26 protein-coding genes are annotated in these 24,088 nt (G+C 66.4%); 13 read left to right on the top strand and 13 right to left on the bottom strand.

Annotated elements, in window-relative coordinates:
• Position 1: 1 nt before the first annotated feature.
• Positions 2-637, bottom strand: coding sequence for a glutathione S-transferase family protein (locus ACREPD_RS09140; protein WP_431599027.1), 636 nt, complete (start codon positions 635-637; stop codon positions 2-4).
• 157 nt (positions 638-794) lie between these two features.
• On the opposite strand from ACREPD_RS09140, the gene ACREPD_RS09135 reads away from it, so the two are divergent.
• Positions 795-1,430 (top strand): LysE family translocator, encoded by a 636-nt coding sequence (locus ACREPD_RS09135; RefSeq protein ID WP_431599026.1) that lies wholly within the window; start codon positions 795-797, stop codon positions 1,428-1,430.
• Here the strand turns inward: ACREPD_RS09135 and ACREPD_RS09130 are convergent.
• Complete coding sequence (locus ACREPD_RS09130; protein WP_431599025.1) at positions 1,427-2,944, bottom strand: fumarate hydratase; 1,518 nt, start codon at positions 2,942-2,944, stop codon at positions 1,427-1,429. The genes ACREPD_RS09135 and ACREPD_RS09130 overlap by 4 nt on opposite strands.
• 155 nt (positions 2,945-3,099) lie before the next feature.
• Here ACREPD_RS09130 and sigJ point away from each other — a divergent pair, with 155 nt between their 5' ends.
• The 4 genes from sigJ (at position 3,100) to ACREPD_RS09110 (ending at position 7,357) form a co-directional block, all read left to right on the top strand.
• Positions 3,100-3,996 (top strand): RNA polymerase sigma factor SigJ, encoded by an 897-nt coding sequence (sigJ, locus tag ACREPD_RS09125; protein ID WP_431599024.1) that lies wholly within the window; start codon positions 3,100-3,102, stop codon positions 3,994-3,996.
• A gap of 36 nt (positions 3,997-4,032) precedes the next feature.
• A complete protein-coding gene (locus ACREPD_RS09120; RefSeq protein ID WP_431599023.1) occupies positions 4,033-4,476 on the top strand; it encodes a carboxymuconolactone decarboxylase family protein in 444 nt (147 codons plus the stop codon).
• A 72-nt stretch (positions 4,477-4,548) separates the two neighbouring features.
• Positions 4,549-6,420 carry an ABC transporter ATP-binding protein gene (locus tag ACREPD_RS09115; protein WP_431599022.1) on the top strand — a complete coding sequence of 624 codons (1,872 nt, stop codon included), beginning with the start codon at positions 4,549-4,551 and terminating at the stop codon, positions 6,418-6,420.
• Between the two features lie 157 nt (positions 6,421-6,577).
• Positions 6,578-7,357, top strand: coding sequence for a ferredoxin--NADP reductase (locus ACREPD_RS09110; protein WP_431599021.1), 780 nt, complete (start codon positions 6,578-6,580; stop codon positions 7,355-7,357).
• 128 nt (positions 7,358-7,485) lie between these two features.
• Here ACREPD_RS09110 and ACREPD_RS09105 read toward each other — a convergent pair whose 3' ends face one another.
• Positions 7,486-7,968 carry a glutathione peroxidase gene (locus ACREPD_RS09105; RefSeq protein WP_431599020.1) on the bottom strand — a complete coding sequence of 161 codons (483 nt, stop codon included), beginning with the start codon at positions 7,966-7,968 and terminating at the stop codon, positions 7,486-7,488.
• Positions 7,969-8,225: 257 nt separating this feature from the next.
• Here ACREPD_RS09105 and ACREPD_RS09100 point away from each other — a divergent pair, with 257 nt between their 5' ends.
• Positions 8,226-10,391 (top strand): M3 family metallopeptidase, encoded by a 2,166-nt coding sequence (locus tag ACREPD_RS09100; RefSeq protein ID WP_431599019.1) that lies wholly within the window; start codon positions 8,226-8,228, stop codon positions 10,389-10,391.
• A gap of 125 nt (positions 10,392-10,516) precedes the next feature.
• Here ACREPD_RS09100 and ACREPD_RS09095 read toward each other — a convergent pair whose 3' ends face one another.
• The 5 genes from ACREPD_RS09095 to ACREPD_RS09075 form a co-directional block, all read right to left on the bottom strand.
• Positions 10,517-11,248, bottom strand: a complete 732-nt coding sequence (locus ACREPD_RS09095; RefSeq protein ID WP_431599018.1) for a hypothetical protein — start codon at positions 11,246-11,248, stop codon at positions 10,517-10,519.
• Positions 11,245-11,391, bottom strand: coding sequence for a hypothetical protein (locus ACREPD_RS09090; RefSeq protein WP_431599017.1), 147 nt, complete (start codon positions 11,389-11,391; stop codon positions 11,245-11,247). The genes ACREPD_RS09095 and ACREPD_RS09090 overlap by 4 nt, the downstream gene beginning before the upstream one ends.
• Before the next feature lie 217 nt (positions 11,392-11,608).
• Positions 11,609-12,727 carry a cyclopropane fatty acyl phospholipid synthase gene (cfa, locus tag ACREPD_RS09085; protein WP_431599016.1) on the bottom strand — a complete coding sequence of 373 codons (1,119 nt, stop codon included), beginning with the start codon at positions 12,725-12,727 and terminating at the stop codon, positions 11,609-11,611.
• Between the two features lie 13 nt (positions 12,728-12,740).
• Complete coding sequence (locus tag ACREPD_RS09080) at positions 12,741-13,604, bottom strand: PdaC/SigV domain-containing protein (protein WP_431599015.1); 864 nt, start codon at positions 13,602-13,604, stop codon at positions 12,741-12,743.
• Between the two features lie 63 nt (positions 13,605-13,667).
• On the bottom strand, positions 13,668-13,970 hold the full coding sequence (locus tag ACREPD_RS09075) for a GNAT family N-acetyltransferase (RefSeq protein WP_431599014.1): 303 nt from the start codon (positions 13,968-13,970) through the stop codon (positions 13,668-13,670).
• Positions 13,971-14,264: 294 nt separating this feature from the next.
• Here ACREPD_RS09075 and ACREPD_RS09070 point away from each other — a divergent pair, with 294 nt between their 5' ends.
• Positions 14,265-14,441 (top strand): hypothetical protein, encoded by a 177-nt coding sequence (locus tag ACREPD_RS09070; protein ID WP_421570892.1) that lies wholly within the window; start codon positions 14,265-14,267, stop codon positions 14,439-14,441.
• 99 nt (positions 14,442-14,540) lie between these two features.
• Here ACREPD_RS09070 and ACREPD_RS09065 read toward each other — a convergent pair whose 3' ends face one another.
• Together ACREPD_RS09065 and ACREPD_RS09060 are read right to left on the bottom strand one after the other, a co-directional pair.
• A complete protein-coding gene (locus tag ACREPD_RS09065; RefSeq protein WP_431599013.1) occupies positions 14,541-15,167 on the bottom strand; it encodes a rhomboid family intramembrane serine protease in 627 nt (208 codons plus the stop codon).
• An 8-nt stretch (positions 15,168-15,175) separates the two neighbouring features.
• Complete coding sequence (locus tag ACREPD_RS09060) at positions 15,176-16,858, bottom strand: MFS transporter (protein ID WP_431599012.1); 1,683 nt, start codon at positions 16,856-16,858, stop codon at positions 15,176-15,178.
• A 166-nt stretch (positions 16,859-17,024) separates the two neighbouring features.
• On the opposite strand from ACREPD_RS09060, the gene ACREPD_RS09055 reads away from it, so the two are divergent.
• Positions 17,025-17,864, top strand: coding sequence for an endonuclease/exonuclease/phosphatase family protein (locus tag ACREPD_RS09055; RefSeq protein ID WP_431599011.1), 840 nt, complete (start codon positions 17,025-17,027; stop codon positions 17,862-17,864).
• Positions 17,865-17,966: 102 nt separating this feature from the next.
• On the opposite strand, the gene ACREPD_RS09050 is transcribed toward ACREPD_RS09055, so the two are convergent.
• Entirely contained in the window at positions 17,967-18,578 is a 612-nt protein-coding gene (locus ACREPD_RS09050; RefSeq protein ID WP_421570888.1) for a superoxide dismutase, read from the bottom strand.
• A gap of 272 nt (positions 18,579-18,850) precedes the next feature.
• On the opposite strand from ACREPD_RS09050, the gene ACREPD_RS09045 reads away from it, so the two are divergent.
• Both ACREPD_RS09045 and ACREPD_RS09040 read left to right on the top strand, forming a co-directional pair.
• The gene (locus ACREPD_RS09045; RefSeq protein WP_431599010.1) at positions 18,851-19,330 is read left to right on the top strand and encodes a ribonuclease domain-containing protein; all 480 of its coding nucleotides are present in this window, start codon (positions 18,851-18,853) and stop codon (positions 19,328-19,330) included.
• Positions 19,327-19,740, top strand: a complete 414-nt coding sequence (locus ACREPD_RS09040; protein ID WP_431599009.1) for a barstar family protein — start codon at positions 19,327-19,329, stop codon at positions 19,738-19,740. Before ACREPD_RS09045 ends, ACREPD_RS09040 begins: the two co-directional genes overlap by 4 nt.
• Before the next feature lie 171 nt (positions 19,741-19,911).
• Here ACREPD_RS09040 and ACREPD_RS09035 read toward each other — a convergent pair whose 3' ends face one another.
• Positions 19,912-21,699: a hypothetical protein gene (locus ACREPD_RS09035; protein ID WP_431599008.1), complete on the bottom strand. Its 1,788-nt coding sequence runs from the start codon at positions 21,697-21,699 to the stop codon at positions 19,912-19,914.
• Positions 21,700-21,708: 9 nt separating this feature from the next.
• On the bottom strand, positions 21,709-22,308 hold the full coding sequence (locus tag ACREPD_RS09030) for an NfuA family Fe-S biogenesis protein (RefSeq protein WP_421570274.1): 600 nt from the start codon (positions 22,306-22,308) through the stop codon (positions 21,709-21,711).
• A gap of 91 nt (positions 22,309-22,399) precedes the next feature.
• On the opposite strand from ACREPD_RS09030, the gene ACREPD_RS09025 reads away from it, so the two are divergent.
• The 3 genes from ACREPD_RS09025 to zupT are packed head-to-tail and all read left to right on the top strand — an operon-like array spanning position 22,400 to position 23,996.
• A complete protein-coding gene (locus ACREPD_RS09025) occupies positions 22,400-22,741 on the top strand; it encodes a 4a-hydroxytetrahydrobiopterin dehydratase (protein ID WP_431599007.1) in 342 nt (113 codons plus the stop codon).
• Positions 22,742-22,752: 11 nt separating this feature from the next.
• The gene (locus ACREPD_RS09020) at positions 22,753-23,187 is read left to right on the top strand and encodes an energy transducer TonB (RefSeq protein ID WP_431599047.1); all 435 of its coding nucleotides are present in this window, start codon (positions 22,753-22,755) and stop codon (positions 23,185-23,187) included.
• Positions 23,188-23,189: 2 nt separating this feature from the next.
• On the top strand, positions 23,190-23,996 hold the full coding sequence (gene zupT / locus ACREPD_RS09015; RefSeq protein WP_431599046.1) for a zinc transporter ZupT: 807 nt from the start codon (positions 23,190-23,192) through the stop codon (positions 23,994-23,996).
• Positions 23,997-24,088: the final 92 nt, after the last annotated feature.

Below are 24,088 nucleotides of genomic sequence, written 5' to 3'. Positions count from 1 at the left end.
ATCACCGCCAGTCGGTAATCCCTTCGCGGCGATACACCTCGACAAACGCCGGGCGCGCCTTCAGCCGCTCGGCATACGCCTTCAACTCCGGCCATGTATCGCTGGGCGTCGGCATGTTGCGCGACCAGCGCATCAGCATCACCAGCATGAAATCGACCACGCTGATGTGCTCACCCAGCACGTAGGGTCCTGCCTGCTGCAGGTGCTCGGCAAACCGCGCCCACCCCGCTTCCAGTTGCTGGCGCGCGCCGTCGCGCACCGCGTCCACGTTCGCGGCGCCAGCCACTTCGTCGGCATAGAACCAGGCGCGGTACGCCGGCTGCAGCGTATTGGCGCACCAGAACATCCACCGGTAGGCCTGCGCGCGCTCGGGTGACCCCGGTGCCGGCAGCAGCCCGGCCTGCGGGTGCAGGTCGGCCAGGTGCAATGCGATGGCCGCCGCCTCGGTCAGCACCTGGCTGCCCATCACCAGGGTGGGCACGCGCCCGGCGGGATTGAGCGCCAGATAATCGGCCGATTTCTGCTCGCGGGTATCGAAATCCAGCAGCACCAGCTTGTGTTCGATGCCCAGTTCGATCAGCAGCCAGTGCACCACCAGCGAGGCGGTGCTGGACGATCCATACAACGTAGTGGCCATGCGCGGAACCTGCAGGTGGGAAGCCTTGATTATGCCCGCACCACCGCCACCGGCAATGGATACAGATGGCCGCTGCAATGCCACGCCACTGTGGCTGTTGGGCTGCCCGGCACCGGCCTAGCATGCAGCCCACACCCCTGCCGAGCGCCGTGCCGCCATGCCCGACCCTTCCCACCTGCTGGCCTTCAGCCTGATCGCGCTGGGCATGGTCCTCACCCCGGGGCCGAACATGATCTACCTGGTGTCGCGCTCGATCTGCCAGGGCCGCGCGGCCGGGCTGGTCTCGCTGGGCGGCATCGCAGTGGGGTTGATGGTCTACCTGCTGTGCGCGGTGCTGGGCATCAGCGCGCTGTTCATGGCGGTGCCGCATGCCTACGACGCGCTGCGCATCGGCGGTGCGCTGTACCTGCTCTACCTGGCCTGGCAGGCGCTGCGACCGGGTGGGCGTTCGCCGTTCGAGCTGCGTACGCTGCCGCAGGACAGCCCGCGCCGGTTGTTCTCGATGGGCCTGTTCACCGCGCTGCTCAACCCGAAGATCGCGGTGCTGTATCTCTCGCTGCTGCCGCAGTTCATCCAGCCGCACGACCATGGCAGCGTGATGGCGCAGTCGCTGCTGCTGGGGTCGCTGCAGATCGCCACCAGCATCAGCGTCAACGGCGTGATCGTGCTGGCCGCAGGCAGCATCGCCGCGTTCCTGGCCGGGCGCCCGCGCTGGCAGGTGGTGCAGCGCGCGCTGATGGGCACCGTGCTGGGCGGGCTGGCGGTGCGGATGTTGGTGGAGGCGCGGCGTTAGACCACGACCACCGGGATCTTGCCGATGCGGGCCTGCCACTCGCGCGGGCCGGTGATGTGCACCGATTCGCCGGTGGAATCCACCGCCACGGTCACCGGCATGTCCTGCACGGTGAACTCGTAGATGGCCTCCATGCCCAGGTCGGCGAAGCCGACCACCTTGGCCGCCTTGATCGCCTTGGACACCAGGTAGGCCGAACCGCCCACCGCCATCAGGTAGGCTGACTTGTTGTCGCGGATTGCGTCGATCGCGGCCGGGCCACGCTCGGCCTTGCCGACCATGCCCAGCAGGCCGGTCTGTTCCAACACCTGGCGGGTGAACTTGTCCATGCGCGTGGCGGTGGTCGGACCGGCCGGGCCCACCACTTCGTCGCGCACCGGATCCACCGGGCCCACGTAGTAGATGAAGCGGCCCTTGAGGTCGACCGGCAGCGGCTCGCCCTTGTTGAGCATGTCCACCATGCGCTTGTGCGCGGCGTCGCGGCCGGTGAGCAGCTTGCCGTTGAGCAGCAGGGTCTGGCCGGGCGTCCAGCTGGCCACCTGTTCCGGGGTGATCGTGTCGAGGTCGACGCGGGTGCCCTTGGAGGCGTCGTAGGTGATCTCCGGCCAGTCTTCCAGCGACGGCGGGTCCAGCATCACCGGGCCGCTGCCGTCCAGCGTGAAGTGCGCGTGGCGGGTGGCGGCGCAGTTGGGAATCATCGCCACCGGCAGGTTGGCCGCGTGGGTCGGGAAGTCCTTGACCTTGATGTCCAGCACCGTGGTCAGGCCGCCCAGGCCCTGCGCGCCGATGCCCAGCGCGTTGACCTTGTCGTACAGCTCCAGGCGCAGCTCCTCGGCACGGTTGGAGGCGCCACGGGCCTTCAGTTCGTTGATGTCGATCGGCTCCATCAGCGATTCCTTGGCCAGCAGCATCGCCTTCTCGGCGGTGCCGCCGATGCCGATGCCCAGCATGCCCGGCGGGCACCAGCCGGCGCCCATGGTCGGCACGGTCTTGAGCACCCAGTCCACGATCGAATCGGACGGGTTGAGCATGGCGAACTTGCTCTTGGCTTCCGAACCGCCGCCCTTGGCCGCGACGATCACCTCGACGGTGTTGCCCGGCACCACCTTGACGTTGACCACGCCGGGGGTGTTGTCCTTGGTATTGGTGCGCTTGCCGGCCGGATCGGCCAGCACCGAGGCGCGCAGCTTGTTGTCCGGGTAGTTGTAGGCGCGGCGCACGCCTTCGTTGGCCATGTCTTCCACGCCCATGGTGGCGTCGTCCCAGCGGACGTTCATGCCGATTTCCAGGAACACGGTGACGATGCCGGTGTCCTGGCAGATCGGCCGGTGGCCTTCGGCGCACATCCGGGAATTGATCAGGATCTGGGCCATCGCCTCCTTCGCGGCCGGCGACTCCTCGCGCTCGTAGGCGGCGGCAAGGCTCTTGATGTAGTCGACCGGGTGGTAGTACGAGATGTACTGCAGCGCGTCGGCGATGGACTGGATGAGGTCTTCCTGCTTGATCGATGTCACGTAATGCTCGCTTGCTGGGGGCTGGCGGGGGTAAGCCCGCCATTTTACGCCCTGACGCCATTCGGCGTTGATAATCGATCCCGTTAGCGCCCCCGATCCCGGCCCCGGCCGCGTATCGCCTGTCACAGCCACGCACCCTGAAGCGTCCTCCCGGCATGGAACCTACCGACACCTTCCAGACCCACCGCCCCCGCCTGTTCGCCCTGGCCTACCGGCTGCTGGGCAGCCGCAGCGACGCCGACGACGTGGTCCAGGACGCCTGGCTGCGCTGGCAGGGGGCCGACGTGGCCGGCATCCGCGACCCGGAGGGCTGGCTGGTCACCGCCACCACCCGGCTCGGCCTGGACCGGCTGCGGGCACGGCGCAACGCCCGCATCGAGTACGTGGGGCCGTGGCTGCCCGAACCGCTGGAGATCGCGCTGGATCCCGATCCCCTGCACGACCCGGCGGAGCGACACGCGCGGGCCGACGACGTCTCGGTCGCGTTCCTGGCCCTGCTGGAACAGCTCGGGCCGGAGGAACGCGCGGCCTTCCTGCTCAAGGATGTGTTTGACCACGACTACCCGCAGATTGCGGCCCTGCTCGAGCACACCGAGGCCAACTGCCGCCAGCTGGTGCACCGCGCCCGGCAGCGCCTGCAGGCCGGGCGTGCGCGTTTTGTGGTCAGTGCCGACCAGCATCGCGACCTGCTCAGCCGCTTCATGCAGGCCTCCCAGCAGGGCGACCAGGCCGCCATGCTCTCGCTGCTGCACGCCAACGCGGAGATGGTTTCCGACGGCGGCGGACGGGTCACTGCAGCAATCCGCCCGCTGCTCGGCGCCGAGCGCATCGCCCAGCTGTACTGGGCCATCGCCCGCCGCAACGGCGCGCACCCGGCACGGATCGGTTGGGTCAACGGCGAACCGGCGATCCTGCGTTTCGACGGTGACCAGCTGCACTCGGTCACGCTGATCAGCGTGGAGGACGGCCGCATCGTGCAGGTGCTCAGCGTGCTCAATCCGGAAAAACTGCAGGCGCTTGTCACAGCGCGCGGTGCTGGCGCGTCCTCCTGATGAAGACGGCCACTGCGGCCGTCATGGAGTTGCGCCATGTCCGCTTCACCCCGTGTTCCCTACCTCCGCCTGGCCGCCGACGCCGTCAAGGGCCTGTTGGCCACCAGCAAGGCCGTGCATGACAGTTCGATCGACCCGACGCTGATGGAGCTGGTGTTCCTGCGCGTGTCGCAGATCAATGGCTGTGGCTACTGCATGGACATGCACGGCACGGCGCTGCGCAAGGGTGGCATCGAGCCGCGCAAGCTCGACACCCTGCCCGCCTGGCACGAGAGCCGCTTCTTCGACGCACGCGAAAAGGCGGCGCTGGGCTGGGCCGAGTCGCTGACCCGGCTCAGCACGGCGGCGCCGTCGGATGCGGCGTTCGATGCGCTGGCGCCGCATTTCGATGAAAAGGGCATCAGCGACCTGAGCATGGGCATCGCGGTGATCAACGCCTGGAACCGGCTGGGTGCGGGGCTGTTGCCGCCGTTGATGTAATTTGAAAACGCGTATCGACCAACGGTCGATACCTACCGTTCTGTCACAACGCGGGCTGGCACAATGCGTGCCATGCCCGCCTCCCCCGCTGCCGGTCCCGCCGGCCAGAAGAATCCCAGCCTGCGCGAACGCTTCCAGGCGATGCGCAATCTCCCCCCGTTCCTGCGCCAGGTCTGGCAGACCAGCCCAATGCTGGCGACTGCCAGCCTGGGGTTGCGCGTCATCCGCGCGCTGCTGCCGGTGGCGATGCTCTACGTGGGCAAGCTCATCATCGATGCGGCGCTGCTGCTGAGCCGCCATGAGGCAGGCTTCCCGCCCTTCGGCGAGGCGCTGTCCAGCGGCCTGCTCAACCCGCTGCTGGCGCTGCTTGCGTTGGAATTCGGCTTGGCGATCGGCTCGGACCTGCTTGGTCGCATCGTCAGCTACGCCGATGCGCTGCTCTCGGAGCTGTTCACCAACGTCACCAGCATCCGGCTGATGGAACACGCCGCCGAGCTGGACCTGGAGGACTTCGAGGACCCCGACCTGCAGGACAAGCTGGACCGCGCGCGGCGCCAGACCATGGGGCGCATGAACCTGATGAGCCAGCTGTTCGGCCAGGTGCAGGACGCCATCACCGTGGCCAGCCTGGCGGTGGGCCTGCTGGTCTACGCACCGTGGCTGATCCTGCTGCTGGCCGTGGCGCTGGTGCCGGCCTTCATCGGCGAAGCGCATTTCAATGCGGTGGGCTACAGCCTCAACTTCCAGTGGACGCCTGAGCGCCGCCAGCTCGACTACCTGCGCCAGATCGGGGCCAGCGTGGAAACCGCCAAGGAAGTGAAGATCTTCAACCTGCACCGGTTCCTGATCGACCGGTACCGGTTCCTGGCCGAGAAATTCTTCCGCGCCAACCGCGCCCTGGCACGCAAGCGTGCGTTCTGGGGCACGCTGCTGGCCGCACTGGGCACGCTGGGTTACTACACCGCGTATGCGTACATCGCCTGGCGCACCGTGCGCGGCGACTTCTCCATCGGCGACCTCACCTTCCTGGCCGGCAGCTTCCTGCGCCTGCGCCAGCTGCTGGAAGGCCTGCTGATCGGCTTCTCGCAGGTGGCCAGCCAGGCGCTGTACCTGGACGATCTGTTTTCGTTCTTCCATATCCAGCCGGAGATCCACTCGCGCCCCGATGCGGTGCCGGTGCCACAGCCGATCACCCAGGGCTTCGTGTTCGAGAACGTGGGTTTCCGTTACCCCGACGCCGAGGCCTGGGCGGTGCGTCATCTGGACTTCGAACTGCGCGCCGGTGAAGTGCTGGCCCTGGTCGGCGAGAACGGCGCGGGCAAGACCACGCTGGTGAAGCTGCTGGCGCGCCTGTACGACCCCGATGAAGGCCGCATCCTGCTCGACGGGCGCGACCTGCGCGACTACGACCTGGACGATCTGCGCGCCAACATGGGGGTGATCTTCCAGGACTTCGTGCGCTACAACCTCAGTGCCGGCGAGAACATCGGCGTCGGCCTGGTCGAAGCGATGACCGACGATGCGCGCATCCGCGACGCCGCCCGCCGCGGCATGGCCGAGGATGTCATCGCCGCCCTGCCGCACGGCTATGAGCAGTTGATCGGGCGCCGCTTCAAGCAGGGCGTGGACCTCTCCGGCGGGCAGTGGCAGAAGATCGCCATCGCGCGTGCGTACATGCGCGATGCGCAGGTGATGATCCTTGATGAGCCGACCGCCGCGCTGGATGCACGCGCCGAATTCGAGGTATTCCAGCGTTTCAAGGAGCTGTCGGACAACCGCACCGCCGTGCTGATCTCGCACCGCTTCTCCTCGGTACGCATGGCCGACCGCATTCTGGTGCTGGCCGGCGGCCGGATCGAGGCCAGCGGCACCCACGCCCAGCTGATGACCCAGGGCGGCCGCTACGCGGAGCTGTTCGAGCTGCAGGCAGCGGGTTACCGGTGAAGCAGCCGGGCAGAGCCCGGCGCTACGGCGGAAACCCGGAATGCGTAGAGCGAGGCTCTGCCCCGCTGGCCCGGGAACGCCGCCAAACGGGGTTCAATGAGAATTTATCTCATTTGAGCTAAACTGAGCGGGACAACACAGATCAGACCCCACCCCCATGTCTTCCGCTTTCGGCGCCGAAACGGTGCTTGAGGTCCGTCACTGGACCGACGCCTACTTCAGCTTCACCACGACCCGCGACAGCGGTTTCCGCTTCGAGAACGGCCAGTTCGTGATGATCGGCCTCGAAACCGAGACCCGGCCGCTGCTGCGTGCGTATTCCATCGCCAGCGCCAACTGGGAAGAGAACCTCGAGTTCTTCAGCATCAAGGTCCAAGACGGCCCGCTGACCTCGCGCCTGCAGCACATCAAGCCCGGCGACAAGGTGCTGGTCGGCAAGAAGCCCACCGGCACCCTGCTCATCAGCGACCTGCACCCGGGCAAGCACCTGTATCTGCTGGGTACCGGCACCGGCCTGGCACCGTGGCTGTCGGTGATCAAGGACCCGGAAACCTACGAGCGCTTCGACAAGGTGATCCTCACCCACGGCGTGCGCTACGAAAAGGACCTGGCCTACCGCGGCCTGTTCGAGAAGGAACTGCGCGAGCACGAGTTCCTGGGCGAGATGATCGGCGACAAGCTGCTCTACTACCCGGCCGTGACCCGCGAAGCGTTCCCGAACCAGGGCCGCCTGACCTCGCTGATGGAAAGCGGCGAGATGCAGCGCACCCTCGGCCTGCCCGAGCTGAGCCCGGAAAACGACCGCGCCATGATCTGCGGCAGCCCGCAGATGCTGGCCGACCTGCGCAGTGTGCTGGACGCCCGCGGCTTCCAGACCTCGCCGCGCATCGGCACCCCGGGTCATTACGTGTTCGAGCGCGCGTTCGTCGAGAAGTAACGCCGGCTCGGGACATCAAACCGTAGAGCCACCCCATGGGTGGCTGAGCGTCAGCAGGCACCGCGCAGCCACCCATGGGGTGGCTCTACGTCCGTTGCGCGTAGCGACACGCCACGCGTGTCCCACGGTTACTCCAACGCAGCCTCGATATCGCCGCGCAGGTTTTCCGGCTTGTCGGTCGGCGCGTAGCGTTCGAGCACCTTGCCGTCGCGGCCGATCAGGAACTTGCTGAAGTTCCACTTGATGCCGCTGAAGCCCAGCAGGCCGGTCTTCTCGGCCTTCAGCCACTGCCACAGCGGGTGCGCGCCGTCGCCGTTGACGTCGACCTTCTCCGACAACGGGAAATCCACCTCGTAGGTCAGCGAGCAGAAGGAACGAATCTCTTCGGCATTGCCCGGCTCCTGGTGCCCGAACTGGTCGCAGGGGAAGCCGATCACCACCAGGCCGCGCTCGCGGTACTCCCGCCACAGGGTTTCCAGCCCCTCGTACTGCGGCGTGAAGCCGCACTTGCTGGCCACGTTGACCAGCAGCAGCGCCTTGCCCCGGTACTGCTCCAGCGCCTGCGGCTGGCCGTCCAGGTCCACGAACGAGAAATCGAATGCGGTGGTCATGGGAGTGCTCCAGGAAGGGGAATCAAAGATTGTAGAGCCACCCCATGGGTGGCTGCGTGATCCATGGGTGGCTGCGTGATGTCCGGCACCGCACAAGCCACCCATGGGGTGGCTCTACCTGATCGCAGCCAGCCATCCCCCGGTGCAGCAGCGTGAAGACTGCTGGGCCGCGCGCCGCCCACACATGCCTTTCGACACAAGCCCCGCCCCATCACCCCGGGTTAACCTCGGGCACTTGTCTGACCGGAGATTACCCCTTGACCACCCGCCTCGCTCTTGCCGTCGCCGTGACCCTCGGCCTTGCCCTGCCTGCCTATTCCGCCGTTGCCGCCACCCCGGTGGCCGCCAATGCCCAGCAGGCCAACCCGTTCTTCGCCGACAGCACGCTGCCGCTGCACTATCCCCAGTTCGACAAGATCAAGGACAGCGACTTCGCCCCCGCCTTCGACGCTGGCATGGCCCAGCAGCTGAAGGAAGTGGAGGCCATTGCCAACAACACCGCCAAGCCGACCTTCGACAACACCCTCATCGCCCTGGAAAAGAGCGGTGACACCCTGGACCGTGCGACCACCGTGTTCTTCAGCCTGGTCGGCGCCGACACCAACGACACCCGCAAGAAGCTGCAGGCCGACTACTCGGCCAAGTTCGCCGCGCACAGCGACGCCATCGCGCTGAACGGCAAGCTGTTCGCCCGCATCCAGGCGCTGTATGACACCCGCAACCAGCTCGGCCTCGACGCCGAAGGCGTGCGCCTGGTCGAGAAGTACTACGAAAACTACGTGCGCTCCGGTGCCAAGCTCAACGAAGCCGACAAGACCAAGCTCAAGAGCATGAATGCCGAGCTGGCCAACCTGGGCACCAAGTTCAGCCAGAACGTTCAGAACGAAGTGAATGCCTCGTTCATCGTCGTCGACGACGTCAAGCAGCTCGACGGTCTGTCGGCCGAGCAGATCGCCGCCGCCGCCGAAGCGGCCAAGGCACGGAAGCTCGACGGCAAGTACGTCATCGCCCTGCTCAACACCACCGGCCAGCCGCCGCTGACCAACCTGTCCAACCGCGACCTGCGCAAGAAGATCTACGACGCGTCCGTCGCGCGTGGCAGCCGCGGCGGCGAGTTCGACAACACCGCCCTGGTCTCGCGCATCATGCAGCTGCGCGCGGACAAGGCCAAGCTGATGGGCTTCGACAACTTCGCCGCCTACAACCTGACCAACCAGACCGCCAAGACCCCCGACGCGGTCAACGCCATGCTCGGCCAGCTCGCCCCGGCCGCCGTCGCCAACGCCAAGCGCGAAGCCGCCGACCTGCAGGCGATGATCGACAAGGAACAGAAGGCCGCCGGCAAGCCGACCTTCCAGCTCGAAGCGTGGGACTGGGCCTATTACAGCGAGAAGGTGCGCCAGGCCAAGTACAACTTCGACGAATCCCAGCTCAAGCCGTACTTCGAACTGAAGAACGTGCTGGAGAACGGGGTGTTCTTCGCCGCCAACCAGGAATACGGCCTGAGCTTCAAGCAGCGCACCGACCTGCCGGTCTACCACGACGACGTCACCGTGTACGACGTGTTCGACGCCGACGGCAGCCAGCTGGCGATCTTCATCTTCGACCCGTACGCGCGCGCGTCCAAGCGTGGCGGTGCGTGGATGAACTCCTACGTCTCGCAGTCGGCGCTGACCGGTTTCAAGCCGGTGGTGGCCAACCACCTCAACATCCCCAAGCCGCCGGCTGGCCAGCCGACCCTGCTGACCTGGGATGAAGTGACCACTACCTTCCACGAATTCGGCCACGCCCTGCACGGCATGTTCTCGAACGTGAAGTACCCCTACTTCTCGGGCACCTCGGTGCCGCGCGACTTCGTCGAGTTCCCCTCGCAGGTCAACGAGATGTGGTCGGACAACCCGCTCATCCTGAAGAACTACGCCAAGCACTATCAGAACGGCGGTGCCATGCCGCAGGCGCTGCTGGACAAGGTGATTGCCGCCGCCAAGTTCAACCAGGGTTTTGCCACCACCGAATACCTGGGCGCGGCCATGCTTGACCAGCGCTGGCACCAGATCGGCCCGGACCAGGTGCCGGCCGCCAAGGACGTGATGGCCTTCGAGCGCGCCGCGCTGGAGAAGGACGGCATCTACTACGCGCCGGTTCCGCCGCGCTACAAGACCCCGTACTTCAGCCACATCATGGGCGGCTACTCGGCCGGCTACTACGCCTACATCTGGTCGGAAGTGCTCGATGCCAACACCCAGAAGTGGTTCCGTGACAACGGCGGCCTGAGCCGCAAGAACGGCGATCACTTCCGCGAAACCCTGCTGTCCAAGGGTGGCAGCGTGGACGCGATGCAGCTGTTCCAGAACTTCGCCGGCCACGAACCGCAGATCGAGCCGCTGCTCGAAAAGCGCGGCCTGACCGCGGAAAAGAAGTAACGCGGACTGTGTAGAGCGGACTGTGTAGAGCGGACTGTTAGTCCGCTACGCCCTTGATCTGCTGCTTGAAACAAAAAACCGCCCGGCCAAAAGCCGGGCGGTTTTTTGTGGCACCACGCACAACGTCAATCCCGAATCAAAGACACGGATTTCGCGCGGACATCGATCAGGCCGTCCATCAGATACCACCTGAATATGTTGCGCTTCTCTTCCACATGGCAGACCAGGGCGTTCCCGTGCATCCGTTCGAGCGCAAGGCTCGGCATATCCATGCTCACGAGGCAGAAGACCACACCCCTCAGTACGATCCGCGCAGCGACGCGGTCAAGCGAATCCTCCGTCGGGCACATCTGAACATGCAGCGTGCACGTTCCCTGCTTCGGTGAAACCTCGACACGCAGCAGAATCGAATTCATGAATTCCACGCCTGCAAGCGCCGCGAACGAGTCGGCTATCATCGTGCCGCCAGGCGTCTGATCAACGGCATCAGCGGCATCAACCGCATCCACCGGATCAAGCTCCCGGCCATAGCTCAGCGATACGCTGCCCGGAATGGTCTCCAGCATCCCTCCGCACAGATAGTGCCGTACCGCACCGCGGTCGACATCCACCCGGCAGTTCTGAACATTGCCTGCGAACGCGTTGGCCAGCAAATCCCTGAAATCCAGGCTGGCAAAACAACGCTCGACCGACGTCATTGCGAGCGTTGCCTCGGTCCTGTGCCTCGCGTGCTCTTTTTCATAGATCGCCATCTGCAAGGTGCAGGACCGTGTTTCCACGCAGAACGCCAGATCACCCAGCAGCGCGTCGTGAAACTCGATCTCGCGCAACCCTTTAAGCGCTTCAGCAGCACTCACACGCAGCTCCCCAGCAATGTTCCACGAACTTCTTCATTTTTCCGCATCCATTTCAGCCGGCACAAAAGGTTCGGATCGGTAGGTGCATTTGAACCGGTGGTCGGAAAGACGGAGAGCGAACGACCCCTCAGCAGCAGCCGCATCGACCTTTCCTTTGTTGTGTGCGGAATGTGCCATACCTGTGCCCCAGCGTCGATCACCGGAGCACCCCGGAATACTCGGTCTGCAGCCAAGCGTTTCCGTCTCTTGACCCCTCTGTTTCGATACACGTCCATGCGTCCCCGAGCCGATCATCTTCATCGGCAGTCGTTCGGGAACCGACCCTACCGCCGGGAGCCCATCGACATTCCCGGTACACCATCACCGCGGCGCGATGTACCCGCCCGGTACGCCGTTCGGTGACAGCACCAGCTGCCACAACTGTGCATGGCGGCAGCGGAAGCTGGCCATCGAGCCGGCCAGGTAGAACCGCCACATGCGCTTGAAGCGTTCGTCATAGCGCTGCGGGTCGAGCCGCGCCCACGCGGCCTCCACGTTGGCGCGCCAGGCCTGCAGGGTGCGGTCGTAGTCGGCGCCGAAACTGTGCCAGTCCTCCAGCACGAACAGACCCTCGTAGGCGGCGGTGATCTGCGCGGCCGAGGGCAGCATGGAGTTGGGGAAGATGTAGCGCGCGATCCACGGATCGGTGCGGTGGCGCGAGATGTTGCTGCCGATGCTGTGCAGCAGGAACAGCCCTTCCGGCGCCAGGCAACGCCGCGCCATCTCGAAATAGCTGCGGTAGTTCTTGTCGCCCACATGCTCGAACATGCCGACCGACAGGATCGCGTCGAAGGTATCCTCGACGTCGTGGTAATCCTGCAGGCGGATCTCGATGGGCAGCCCCGCGCACAGCTCGCGGGCGTAGTCGGCCTGCTCCTGCGAGATGGTGATGCCCACCCCGCTCACGCCGTAGCGCTCGGCGGCGAACTTCAGCGCCTCGCCCCAGCCGCAGCCGATGTCGAGCACGCGCTGGCCCGGGCGCAGCCCGAGCTTGCGGCAGATCAGGTCGAGCTTGGCGGCCTGCGCGCTGTCCAGGTCGTCGGCCTGCGCCCAGTAACCGCAGCTGTACACCAGCCGGTTGCCGAGCATCGCGTGGTAAAGATCGTTGCCCAGGTCGTAATGGCGGCGCCCCACTTCCAGGTTGCCGCCCCCGGCCTGCAGGTTGAACAGCCGCGCCTTGAGCGCATCGGCCAGCTCGCGCCAGCCGTGCACGCGTTCGTCCAGGTGGGCCTGCATCAGGTGCAGCAGGAAGCCGTCCAGCGAGGCGGCATCCCACTGCCCGTCCATGTAGCTCTCGCCCAGGCCGAGCGAGCCCTGGGCGATGACGCGCGGATAGAAATGCGGGTCGTGTACGTGCAGGTCATGCGGGCGGTCACCATCGACGGTGACGTCCGCCTCGTGCAGCAACTCGATCACCCGCCGTTGCAGCCCCACGTCCACGGCCCGGCCTCCGCTAGCCCTTGGCGAACAGCCCGGCGTAGGCCGGGGCCACGTGTGGCGCCAGCACGCTGGCCGGGACGTCCACCGTCTGCGTGCCATCCGAGTACGGCCCCACCTGGTAAGGCGGGAACACGAAGCGCACGGCGTTGATATGCCCCGACGCGTCGGTCAGCGGCTGGAACTGGCTGAAGTTGTCGGCGCTGGCCTCGGTGCCGTCGGCGATCATCCGGCTGGCGCTGCGCAGCGATTCCTGCAGCTGGCCCGGCTCCATGTCTTCGCTGCTGAGCCGGGTCGCCACGCGCTCCTTCAGCTGGTCGGCGACGTAATCGCTGACCACGTCCCAGCCCTTGGCATCGGCAATCAGCTTGTCCGCCGTCAGCATCTGCTGCTGTTCGGGCAGCCACACGAAGCGGGCCACCAGCGGCTCGCCATGCGCGCCGCCGGTATAGCGGCTGCCATCGGCGCTGATGACCACCATCTGCGGGGTGTCCAGTACCTTTTCGAAGCTCAGCGACAGTTCGTACGGCATGGTCGGCTTGTCATTGCCCAGCCCGTCCACCGCCTGCTGCAGCTCGGCGCGCGAGGCGGCCGCATAGTCCGACAGCGCCTTGGCCAACCCCGGGTAGCGGTTCACGTCCTGCGGGTAGCTGATGCCGACCACGGCCTGCGGCGTGTTTTCGATCACGTCGCGCAGCTCGACCGGTGCCTCGGCCGCCGCCGGGGTTTCCACGGTGCCCGGCGACGCCGTGGCGGCGCTGTCGGCCGGTGCCGGTGCGGCACTGTCCGCGTCGCGCTTGCAGCCGGCCAACAGCACCAGGCCCACGGCCAACGCCAGCGCGCCAGTACGCAGCGCGCGGCGGTTTCCTGCGATGTTCATTGCAATCCCCTTGTTGAATCCGAGCATCATGATCCTTCGTCCCTGAAACATCCCCTGCCGTGCTCAGCGCACCAGCAGGTCGTTGTATTCCTCGTGCCGCGCAAGGAAGGCTTCGGCATAGGCGCAGGCCGGCACCACCTTGAGCTTGTTCTCGCGCGCATAGCGCAGCGCCACCTTGGTCAGCTCGCCTGCGATGCCCTGGCCGCCGATCGGCTCGGGCACCTCGGTGTGCGTGATGACCATCCGCTTGCGCTTGATCTGGTAGTCCAGCAGCGCCAGATGCCCACGGATGCGGGCCTGGAACCGCTGGCGGGCCAGATCGTGCTCCACCTCGTAAGCCAATCCGGGCGGGGTGACCGAAGCCATGGGCACTGTCTCCTGCGGCGACTGTGGCGATAGTGCGCAGCGTAGCGCCATGATCGCGTGAAGCCTGAACAGGGGCAACTCCCGACAAATTTTGTCACATCCGGCCACTTTCCCTGACGGCGGAGGGCCGATCCGACCCACCCGCCCGTTCATGGCCGCTTCGGCGGCAAACCACGTTGTGGGGCGGGCTAAAGTCCCGCCGATTCAAGCCGATATCAGGTACGGACAGGGCGCAAAAGCTGGCACGCGTTTTGCGACACCTGCCTGCCCCATCCGTGTCACAAGGAGTTCCACATGGACCACGCACCTGATTTCACCCAGCCCGGCGACGCCGACAGCTCGCTGCTGGAAGGCCTGTTCCAGCTTGCGCTGAACGGCCAGACGCAGGGCTCGGAGTTCGATCTGATCGACAACGAAGTCTACGCCCGCCTGCTCAGCACCTACGGTGCCGACCAGCGTTTCGCGGCGTAAGGTTTGCGAAGGTCACGACCAACGGTCGTGACCTACCGCCGAATGCGGGTGCCGACAAATCTGGTAGGTCACGACCGTTGGTCGTGACCGCCGTCCCGGTCAACCACCGCCGAGGCTGAAACGCGGGTTGCTCAACTCGCGCAGGAAGTGCTCGAAGATAGCCGGGCGCATGGCCAGCATGAAAATCACGCCGAACGCGGCACCGGCCAGGTGCGCGCTGTGGTTGATGCGGTCGCCGCCGCGGCGGTCCATCCAGATGCTGTAGCCGACATAGAACACGGCATAGATGATCGCCGGCGCCGGAATGAAGAATACGAGGATGATGGTCCACGGGCTGAGCAGGATGAAGGCGAACAGCACCGCCGACACCGCCCCCGAGGCACCCAGGCTCAGGTAATTCGGGTTCTTCTGGTTCTTCAGGTAGCTGGGCAGGATCGAAACCACCAGCGCGCTCAGGTAGAACGCCGGATAGGTCAGGTAACTGCCAGTCAGGCTGACCATCACCGTTTCGATCTGCCCGCCGAAGAAGTACAGCGTGATCATGTTGAACGCAAGGTGGGCCAGGTCGGCGTGGATGAAGCCGTAGGTCACCAGGCGGTCGTACTGGCGTTTGCGGTCCACCGCCGGCGGCCACAGGATCAGGCGGTCGGCAAGCGCACGGTTCTTGAACGCCATCCACGACACCAGGACGGTGATGGCGATCAGCAGCAGGTTGACGGGGGTCATGGCGGTACTCAGGCAGCGCGGTAGTTGTCGACCATACGATAGCGCTTTGCATACCAACCGAAGGCCAACGCCGCCACGAACGCGAAGCCGGCGAAGAAGAACATCAGGAACGCCGCCTCGCTGAGCCCGGTACTGGCGATCTTGTGGGTCACCGTGTCATTGCGCACCGCCGCGTTGGACAGCAGCACCCACAGGTTGCCGATGGTGGTGGTGAGGTTCCAGAAGCTCATCACCACGCCCTTCATCGCCTGCGGCGCCTGGCTGTAGGCGAACTCCAGGCCGGTGGCCGAGACGAGCACCTCGCCGAAGGTCAGCAGCGCGTACGGCAGCATCTGCCAGAAGATGGACATGACGTTGCCGCCGTCCATCATCACCTGGATGCCGCCGACCACGATCCAGGCCAGGCCGCTGAAGGCGATGCCGGCGGTCATGCGGCGCAGCGCGGTCGGCTCGAAGCCGAAGCGGCGCAGCGCCGGGTACAGCACCAGGTTGTTGAACGGGATGAGGATCATGACCAGCAGCGGGTTCAGCGCCTGCATCTGCGAGGCGGTGAACCACGACGGCATCGCCATCTGCTGGCCCTGCAGCACCCAGGTGGAGGCCTTCTGGTCGAACAGCGAGAAGAACGGCGTGGTCAGCGCGAAGATCACCAGCACGCGCAGCACCGAACGCACGCCTTCCACGGCCTCGGCCGGGTGCACCGCGCGGGCCGTATCAAGCCGCATCCACGCACCGCCGCCCACGCCGATCAGCAGCGATACCAGCGCCAGGCACAGCACGATCACGATGCCCAGCATCGGGGTGAAGATGCCCATGCCCAAGGCCGCCGCGGCGCCACCAAGCGCCATCGCCAGACCCGGGCGCTCTCGGCGCACCCACAGCACCGCTGCAGCGACGCACGGCACGATGGCCCACACGCTCAGCCAGTAAGCCGAACCCACCGCGATCAGCACGCCGAGCGCGCGCATCGCTGGCGAAGCTGGCCCATCAACGGCACGCGGCGTCATCAGCGCAGTGCGAACGACGCTGGCGAAGGAATTGGGGTCCTTCGGCGGCAGCGGCACCAGCACGTAGCGCTTGCGGCCCAGCCAGAACACGAAGGTGGCCACGAACATCAGGATGCCCGGAATGCCGAACGCCCACTGCGGACCCAGGTTCTTCAGCGCCAGCGGGATCAACAGCGAGGCGAACAGCGAGCCGAAGTTGATGATCCAGTAGAAGGCGTCGAAGACGAACTTGGCCAGGTGCTTGTTGCTCTGGTCGAACTGGTCGCCCATGAACGAGGCCACCAACGGCTTGATGCCGCCCGCGCCCAGCGCGATCAGGCCCAGGCCGAGGAAGAAGCCCTCGCGGCTGTTCTCGAACAGCGCCAGGCAGGCGTGGCCGGCGCAGTAGATCAGGCTGAACCAGAGAATGGTGTGGTACTTGCCGAAGTACTTGTCGGCCAGCCAGCCGCCGAGCAGCGGGAAGAAGTACACGCCGATCATGAAGCTGTGCATGATGTCCTTGGCCTCGGCGGCCCGGCCATCGGCGGTGATCTCCTGCAGCAGCAGCGAGGTGATCAGGAACTGCACCAGGATGTTGCGCATCCCGTAGAAACTGAACCGCTCGCAGGCCTCATTGCCGATGATGTACGGAATCTGGCGCGGCATTTTTCCCTTGCCGGCGCTGGCGGCTGCGATCGTGCTCATTCGTTGGGGCTGTCCTGCGGCTTCAAAGGGCGCAAGGTTACCGGATGGGCCGCGGGCGCGCACGCTGCGGCCCTACGTGACAGGTCGTTCGCGACATGGCAGGCGAGTCGCGATAAACCCGCCGGAAGTCACGGCGCGTCGACGGCCGAAGCGTAAACTTATCGTTATGCGCATCCACCCCACGGTTGTCGCAGCGCGCTGGCCCGGCTGGCTTCTGCTGCTCCTGTTGTCTGCCCCCACCGCCTTCGCGCGCCAGAGCGAGGACGCAACGCGCGTGCTCAAAATCGCCACGCTGGAGCTGCCCACCCTGGACGACAGCCAGTGGGAACAGCGTCGCGACCAGCTCCTGCAGGTGCTTGAGGCGCTGCAGCCGGATGTGATCGCCGTGCAGCGGGTATTGCAGACCCAGGGCCGCAACCCGGCCTGCTGGCTGGCCACCCGCCTGCGCTACAGCTGCGATTTCGTCACCGCGGACCCGCCGAGCCAGCCGCTGCGCTATGGCAGCGCCCTGCTCAGCCGGCTGCCGGTGGCCGAGGACGGCGTCACCCTGCTGCATCCCCCCGGCCAGTACAGCGCGGCGGGCATGCTGCGGGTGAAGCTGCAGGAGGAGCTGGTCAACGTCTACGTGGCCCGGCTGCGCCCGGACCCGGACGAGGCGCTAGTGCGCCAGCACCAGACCAGCGACCTGATGACCTGGATCGGCGCCACCGCCGACGGCCTGCCCTCGTTGATCGCAGGCGATTTTTCCGCCGGCACGCCCGAACTGGTCGGCAACTCCCCGGGCTTCCAGCCGGCCCGCAAGAATCCCGGTGAGCGGGTCGACCCGCCCTCAGCCGCCGGCGCAGCCCGCGGCCACGGCCTGGACGTGCTGTTCCAGGTGAAATATTTCGCCGGCATGGGCCAGCAGCCGTTGAGGCTGCCGGCAACCGAGGGCAGTGACGCGGGCGAGCTGCGCCTGGGCGTCATCGCTACGTTGCGCCTACAGGGCGAAGCCCAAACACGGTAGCGCCGGGCTCTGCCCGGCTGACGATCGCGGTAACGTCGCCTCAGACGAAAAGGCCGGGCGTCTCCGCCCGGCCTTTCGCATTCAATCAACCCGCCAAAACAATCAGGCAATGGCTTCCTGGTAACGACGCTCGACTTCCTTCCAGTCGACGACGTTGAAGAACGCGCCGATGTATTCCGGGCGACGGTTCTGGTACTTCAGGTAGTACGCGTGTTCCCACACGTCCAGTGCCAGGATCGGGGTGTTGCCGTTTTCCAGGGGGCTGTCCTGGTTGGCGCTGCTTTCCACCACGACCTTCTTGTCCGGGGTGACGCTCAGCCAGGCCCAGCCGCTGCCGAAGCGGGTCAGCGCGGCCTTGGTGAAGGCTTCCTTGAACTTCTCGAAGCCACCGAGCTGGGCGTCGATCGCCTGGGCGACGTCACCGACCGGGTTGCCGCCGGCGTTCGGGGCCATCACGGTCCAGAACAGCGAGTGGTTGGCGTGACCGCCACCGTTGTTGCGCACCACGCCCTGCAGGTTCTCCGGCAGCGACTTGGTCTTCTTCACCAGCTCTTCGATCGGCAGGTCGGCGTATTCGGTGCCTTCCAGTGCCGCATTGACGTTGTTGATGTAAGTCTGGTGATGCTTGGTGTGATGGATTTCCATCGTTGCCGCGTCGATATGCGGCTCGAGCGCGTCGTAGGCGTAGGACAGCTTGGGGAGGGTGTAGGCCATGTGGATCTCCTGGTAGCTCACTCGCCCGGCGAAGGCAGGGCGTTGCGAAGTCGATGATGGGGATGGCCGACAAGCTTACCAAGCCCCACGTAAAGGAAACTTCTTTCCATGAGCCCCGCATGTTACGTACCGGTGACGAAGCGTAGTGCCACGCCATGCGTGGCAACCACGCACCGCCATCCGAAGCCACAATCCCACGCCCTGCGTGGCAACCAAGCAGCGTTAAACAAAGACGCAGTACAGTACCCCCACCCAACACGCCATGCCCGCCCATGCGCAAACCCCTATTACTGCTCGTTGCCATCGTCCTGCTGGTTGGCGGCCTGTTCGCCATCAAGGAAGCACAGCGCGCACCGAAGCCACAGTTCGCCCCGTCGCTGACCCAACCCGATGCAGGCCCCGCAGTCAGCAACGACGCGCCGGCCAACCCGGGCGCGGCCGCGCAGCAGACCCACGACGCCCTACCCGCCTTCCTGCCAACCGAAGCACGGCAGACCATCGTGCTCATCCAGCGCGGCGGCCCCTACCCGCACCGTCAGGACGGTGGGGTCTTCAGCAATCGCGAACAGCGGCTGCCGGAGCGCCCACGCGGCTATTACCGCGAATACACCGTCGATACGCCGGGCGCCGGCAACCGCGGCGCGCGCCGCATCGTGACCGGCGGCAACCCGCCGACCGGTTGGTTCTACACCGACGACCATTACGAAACCTTCCGCAGTTTCGAGGTCCCACCCGCCGGGAGCTGGCAATGAACCACGACGCATTCGAACTGGGCCTGGACGACATCAACAACGCCGGCGTGTATTCGGTCACCAACGACGATATCGGTCCGCTGTCGGCCGCGATGCGCGATGCCGGACTTCGCGTGGCCACCATTGATTTGGCGGGCTGCCATGACAAACGCACGCTGCTGGCGCGCATTGCCGCGCAGCTGGATTTTCCCAGCTCGTTTGGCGGCAACTGGGATGCGTTGTCGGACAGCCTGCGCGACCTGTCGTGGCTGAAGGCCGATGGGCATGCGCTGTTCTTCAGCGATGCCGATGGGCTGAAGGCCGATGCCACCGCCGATTTCGACACGCTGCTGGATGTGCTGGATGAAACCAGCCAGGCGTGGAGCGCCCAGGACGTGCCGTTCTGGGCGTTCGTCGCGCTGCAGGAATGATCAAACACCCATCGCGCTGCGCGAATGATCCAACGCCGTAGAGCCACCCCATGGGTGGCTGCGGAGTATCCGGCACCGCGATAGCCACGCGCGGCGTGGCTCTACCGGATTCTTTTGGCACCTCGATAGCCACGCACGGCTAGGCTCTACCGGACGGTGACGGCGCAGCCATCACCGGCTGCCGTTGTCGTCCTGCAGCTCTTTCTTGAACGGAATATCCGGCGGCGGGCGCGCCACGGCCGGCTGGTCCTGCATGTTCGGGTCGGTCAGGCCGCAGCCGCCGCCGAACTGCAGGATCGATACCACGCAGGAGATCTTCGAGCTGCTGCCCGGAATCGGAATCTCCACGGCCTTGATGCCCTTGCGCACCCATTCGGCCAGCAACGATTCGTTGGGCGCCCAGTATTTGTCGAACGAGGTCGGGGTGTAGTCGTACGGCGGCCGCTTGAGCCACGTGCCGGACTGCGCGATGCGCTCGCGGCTCCAGCCATCGTTGTCGCCACCGGGCGCGCCGCGCGCGGTGTCGCCGCTGCCTTCCTGGCCGGGCACGCGCACGCTGCCGTCGGCATTGAACAGGCCATCACCGGTGCGTCCGGTGCCCTGGTTGGCCTGCGCGCCACTGCGGTCGCCATCGCGGTTGCGGTCGGCCGCGCCCCAGTCGTCGCCGCGCGCCGGCGTTGCCCAATTGCCCGGGTTCGGTGCGGGGCGTGCGGCCGGCGTACTGGACGGGGTCTTCGACGGTGTCGTTGCAGACGCCGCGTTGCGGCTCGGCGACGGCTGGGTGGCCGCGCCAGCGGTCGGGCTGGGCGTGGTCGCAGCGGTGGACGCTGCCGGCGTCGGCGTAGGTGATGGCGACGGTCGCGGCGCGGCATTGGGCACCGCACGTTCGCGCACCGTCACCTCCGGGCTGCGCCCGGGCACGCTGATCTCGCGCTGCGGTACCGGCGCCACGGTGACCGATACCGACGGAGCCGGTGCAACCTCGCGTTCGCGCACCTGCAGCTCGCGCTGCGGCAGCGTCACCTCCACGCGCGGGCCCGGCGTGGGCACCGGCGGCGTGGGCGCGCTCACCACCGTGACCTCGCGCTCGCGGACCGCGACTTCCGGCGTACGCAGTTGCGGCTCAACCGGCCGCAGCGTGGGCGTGACCGCGCGTGCGGCGGGGGCTTCCACCACCTCCACGGTGCGCTCGCGCACCTGCACCTCGGGTGCTTCGCGCGGAATCACCCGCACTTCGGTGCGCGGCACGCTGGTGGGCGGCACCACGAAATCGGTGGTGGCCACGGCAACATCGGTCGCCTGGACCGGCTGCTCAACCGCCGTCGGCGCGGGCGGCGTTGGCGCAGGGGTCGGTTCGGCACTGGCGGCCAGCTGCGGCTCGGGCTGGGCCGGGGGCTGCGGGGCGGTAGCCGCCGCGGTACTGCCGGCACGCGCGCTCGCCGCTGCTGCCGACGCGGACTGTGCGCTGGCCGCGGCCGCCGCGCTGCCGGCTGCGGCAGCCGGTTCGCCGCCGCCACTTTCCTGCGGCGTGCCCTTGCCGATGAATTCCACCTGGATACGGCCGCCATCGCCGCCCTGCTCCGGCTCCACCGGCGGGCGCACCAGCGCCACCCACAGCAGCAGCGCGGCAAACATCACATGCAGCAGCAGACTCAGCGCCGCCGAGGTCCAGCGCATCCAGCGCTGGTCGCGCGGCGCCGGGTCCCAGGTCTGCCACAGCAGGCGGCGCAGCGCCTGCACGGTGCCCAGCGCCGGCAGGCGGCCGGGCGAGCCAGGCAGCGGCCGATCGATCAACTGGGCAATCACTTCCGTAGAACGGAACGGGCGCGGCAACGGCGTCAACGCGCGCAGCCACAGGCCCCAGCCATAAGGCAGGCCAGTGGTCTTTTCGACAATGCGTTTGTCCGGCTGGCGGGCCAGCAGCCAATCGAGGATGTCGTCAGCCCGACGGGAGGTCACGCAGGGCGATCAGGCAGCCGTGCCGCGGGGAATGTACGGCGCGTGACCGCTGTCATGGTCGGTCGCGTCGCGCACTGCGGTAATGCCCGGCACACGCCCCATCAGGGTCTTCTCGATGCCCTGCTTCAGGGTCACGTCGGCCATGCCGCAGCCCTGGCAGCCACCGCCGAAGCGCAGCAGCACCACGCCGTCGGCGGAGACTTCCTGCACGGCAACCTTGCCGCCATGCGAGGCCAGCTGCGGGTTGACTTCGTTCTCCACCACCCAGCGCACGCGCTCGACCAGCGAGGCCGAATCGTTCGGCGCATCGCCCTTGATCTTCGGCGCCTTGATGGTCAGCTGCTGGCCGCCGGTGGCGTTGGTGACGATGTCGATGTCGGCCCCGTCCATCCAGGCCACGCTGGTGGCGGCGACGTACAGGGTGAAGCCGTCGCAGTCCACCGCCCACTCGTCACCGAGCAGGTCGGCCGGTTCGGCGAACTCCAGGCGCGCATCGGCGCGCGGGGTGCCGGCGTCCACGGCGCTGAGGCGCACGCCCATGCCGGGCACGGCTTCGCGCTCGATGAGCTTGCGGAAATAGGTCTGGGCAGTGTCGGAGATCTGGATCATGCGGCTATTCTAGCGGCTTACATGTTATGCGCTCATTCGGTTTATACACTGTCCGGCGCATTGTTCAGGCATAGACGAGATGGAGAATTTCATGGCCGACCTGATTCCGCTGGCGCAGGCCCATTGCGTGCCGCGCAAGGGCAGCGACCACAAACTGGGCGAGGCCCGGATCGCCGAGCTGCTGACCCAGGTACCCGGCTGGGAGCTGGCCGAACAGGGCCAGGCGCTGACCCGCACCTTCCGGTTCAAGGACTACCACGGCACGATGGCGTTCGTGAACGCCCTGGCCTGGGTGGCCCACCGTGAGGACCATCACCCCGACCTGGGCGTGCATTACGACCGGGCCGTGGTGCGCTTCTCCACCCACGACGTGGGCGGGCTGAGCGAGAACGACTTCATCTGTGCAGCCAAGGCTTCGAGCCTGACGGAGTGATTGCCATGAAAATGACAGGAGCAGCCACGCAGGGCGTGGCTCTACGCGTTGCCATTGTCGCGCTTGTTGCCGGGCTTGCCGGTTGCGGTGGTCCGTCTGCGCCGGCCGCGCCGGTGGCGGCGCCCACCGAGGTGGCGGCGGTGAAGACCCCGCCGCCGGCGTACCCGATCGAGCTGGCCTGCCAGGGCATCGGTGGCACCACCACGCTCAAGGTGGTGATCGGCACCGACGGCAAGCCGGGCCAGATCCAGCTGGTCTCGGGCAGCGGCAACGCGCAGCTCGACGAGCAGGCGCAGAAGGCCGTGGAAGGCTGGCAGTTCAACGCCGCTACCCGCGCCGGCCAGCCGGTGTCCACCACCATCCAGGTGCCGGTGAGCTTCAATCCGCCGCAGCCGAAGCCCGACGAGTGCTTCGCGGTGGAAGAACGCCTGCGTCGGGGCGGCTGACGCTGGAAATTTCCAATGAAAATGTAGGGGTCGCCCTGCTGGTGACCCTGGCTGCCGGCCTGGCCACCGGCCTGGGCAGCCTGATGGTGCTGTTCTCGCGCCGCCCCAACCCCCGCCTGCTGGCGTTCGGCCTGGCCTTCGCGGGGGGCGCGATGGTGTTCGTGTCGCTGACCGAGATCCTGACCAAGGCGATCGATTCGTTCACCCTCGCCTACGACGCGCGGGTGGGCTATGCCTATGCCACGGCCGCGTTCCTGTGCGGCGTGCTGCTGATCGTGCTGATCGACCACCTGATTCCCAACCCGCACGAAAGCCTGGACAAGCAGGACCCGATGTTCCGCGAGAACAACAAGGCCTACATCAAGCGGGTGGGTCTGTTGACCGCCGTGGCGATCACCGCGCACAACTTCCCCGAAGGCCTGGCGACGTTCTTCGCGATGCTGGAAAGCCCGTCGGTGGGCATGCCGCTGGCCTTCGCCATTGCCATCCACAACATTCCCGAAGGCATCGCCATTGCCGTGCCGGTGTATTTCGCCACGCAGAACAAGGCCTACGCCTTCGGCGCCAGCCTGCTGTCGGGCCTGGCCGAACCGATCGGCGCGGCCATCGGCTACCTGCTGCTGTCGAACGTGCTCAACCACGCCACCTTCGGCTGGGTATTCGGGTTGATCTCGGGGGTGATGGTGTTCCTGGCGCTGGACGAGCTGCTGCCGGCGGCCAAGCGCTACGCCAAGGGTCACGAAACGGTCTACGGCCTGGTGGCCGGCATGGCCAGCCTGGCGATCAGCCTGGTGTTGTTCAAGTGGTGAACCGCGAATTGATCTGCCCGACGCCCGTTGATGATGTATCCGGGTCCCAATGGGCCCGTAACAATTCGTAGGTCCGGCCCATGGCCGGACAC

It is taken from the genome of Stenotrophomonas sp. (genome assembly GCF_050737075.1).
Taxonomy (GTDB): domain Bacteria; phylum Pseudomonadota; class Gammaproteobacteria; order Xanthomonadales; family Xanthomonadaceae; genus Stenotrophomonas.
This window is presented reverse-complemented; position numbering and strand designations above follow the sequence as displayed.

Coding starts and splice junctions, on each gene's coding strand:
- ACREPD_RS09120 (WP_431599023.1), top strand. CDS start 4,033: ATGTCCGCTTCACCCCGTGTTCCCTACCTCCGCCTGGCCGCCGACGCC.
- ACREPD_RS09060 (WP_431599012.1), bottom strand. CDS start 16,858: ATGAGCACGATCGCAGCCGCCAGCGCCGGCAAGGGAAAAATGCCGCGC.
- ACREPD_RS09070 (WP_421570892.1), top strand. CDS start 14,265: ATGGACCACGCACCTGATTTCACCCAGCCCGGCGACGCCGACAGCTCG.
- ACREPD_RS09065 (WP_431599013.1), bottom strand. CDS start 15,167: ATGACCCCCGTCAACCTGCTGCTGATCGCCATCACCGTCCTGGTGTCG.
- ACREPD_RS09030 (WP_421570274.1), bottom strand. CDS start 22,308: ATGATCCAGATCTCCGACACTGCCCAGACCTATTTCCGCAAGCTCATC.
- ACREPD_RS09075 (WP_431599014.1), bottom strand. CDS start 13,970: ATGGCTTCGGTCACCCCGCCCGGATTGGCTTACGAGGTGGAGCACGAT.
- ACREPD_RS09090 (WP_431599017.1), bottom strand. CDS start 11,391: ATGCGGCTGCTGCTGAGGGGTCGTTCGCTCTCCGTCTTTCCGACCACC.
- ACREPD_RS09040 (WP_431599009.1), top strand. CDS start 19,327: ATGAACCACGACGCATTCGAACTGGGCCTGGACGACATCAACAACGCC.
- sigJ (WP_431599024.1), top strand. CDS start 3,100: ATGGAACCTACCGACACCTTCCAGACCCACCGCCCCCGCCTGTTCGCC.
- ACREPD_RS09140 (WP_431599027.1), bottom strand. CDS start 637: ATGGCCACTACGTTGTATGGATCGTCCAGCACCGCCTCGCTGGTGGTG.
- ACREPD_RS09135 (WP_431599026.1), top strand. CDS start 795: ATGCCCGACCCTTCCCACCTGCTGGCCTTCAGCCTGATCGCGCTGGGC.
- ACREPD_RS09110 (WP_431599021.1), top strand. CDS start 6,578: ATGTCTTCCGCTTTCGGCGCCGAAACGGTGCTTGAGGTCCGTCACTGG.
- ACREPD_RS09055 (WP_431599011.1), top strand. CDS start 17,025: ATGCGCATCCACCCCACGGTTGTCGCAGCGCGCTGGCCCGGCTGGCTT.
- ACREPD_RS09020 (WP_431599047.1), top strand. CDS start 22,753: ATGACAGGAGCAGCCACGCAGGGCGTGGCTCTACGCGTTGCCATTGTC.
- ACREPD_RS09050 (WP_421570888.1), bottom strand. CDS start 18,578: ATGGCCTACACCCTCCCCAAGCTGTCCTACGCCTACGACGCGCTCGAG.
- ACREPD_RS09025 (WP_431599007.1), top strand. CDS start 22,400: ATGGCCGACCTGATTCCGCTGGCGCAGGCCCATTGCGTGCCGCGCAAG.
- ACREPD_RS09115 (WP_431599022.1), top strand. CDS start 4,549: ATGCCCGCCTCCCCCGCTGCCGGTCCCGCCGGCCAGAAGAATCCCAGC.
- ACREPD_RS09045 (WP_431599010.1), top strand. CDS start 18,851: ATGCGCAAACCCCTATTACTGCTCGTTGCCATCGTCCTGCTGGTTGGC.
- ACREPD_RS09080 (WP_431599015.1), bottom strand. CDS start 13,604: ATGAACATCGCAGGAAACCGCCGCGCGCTGCGTACTGGCGCGCTGGCG.
- ACREPD_RS09105 (WP_431599020.1), bottom strand. CDS start 7,968: ATGACCACCGCATTCGATTTCTCGTTCGTGGACCTGGACGGCCAGCCG.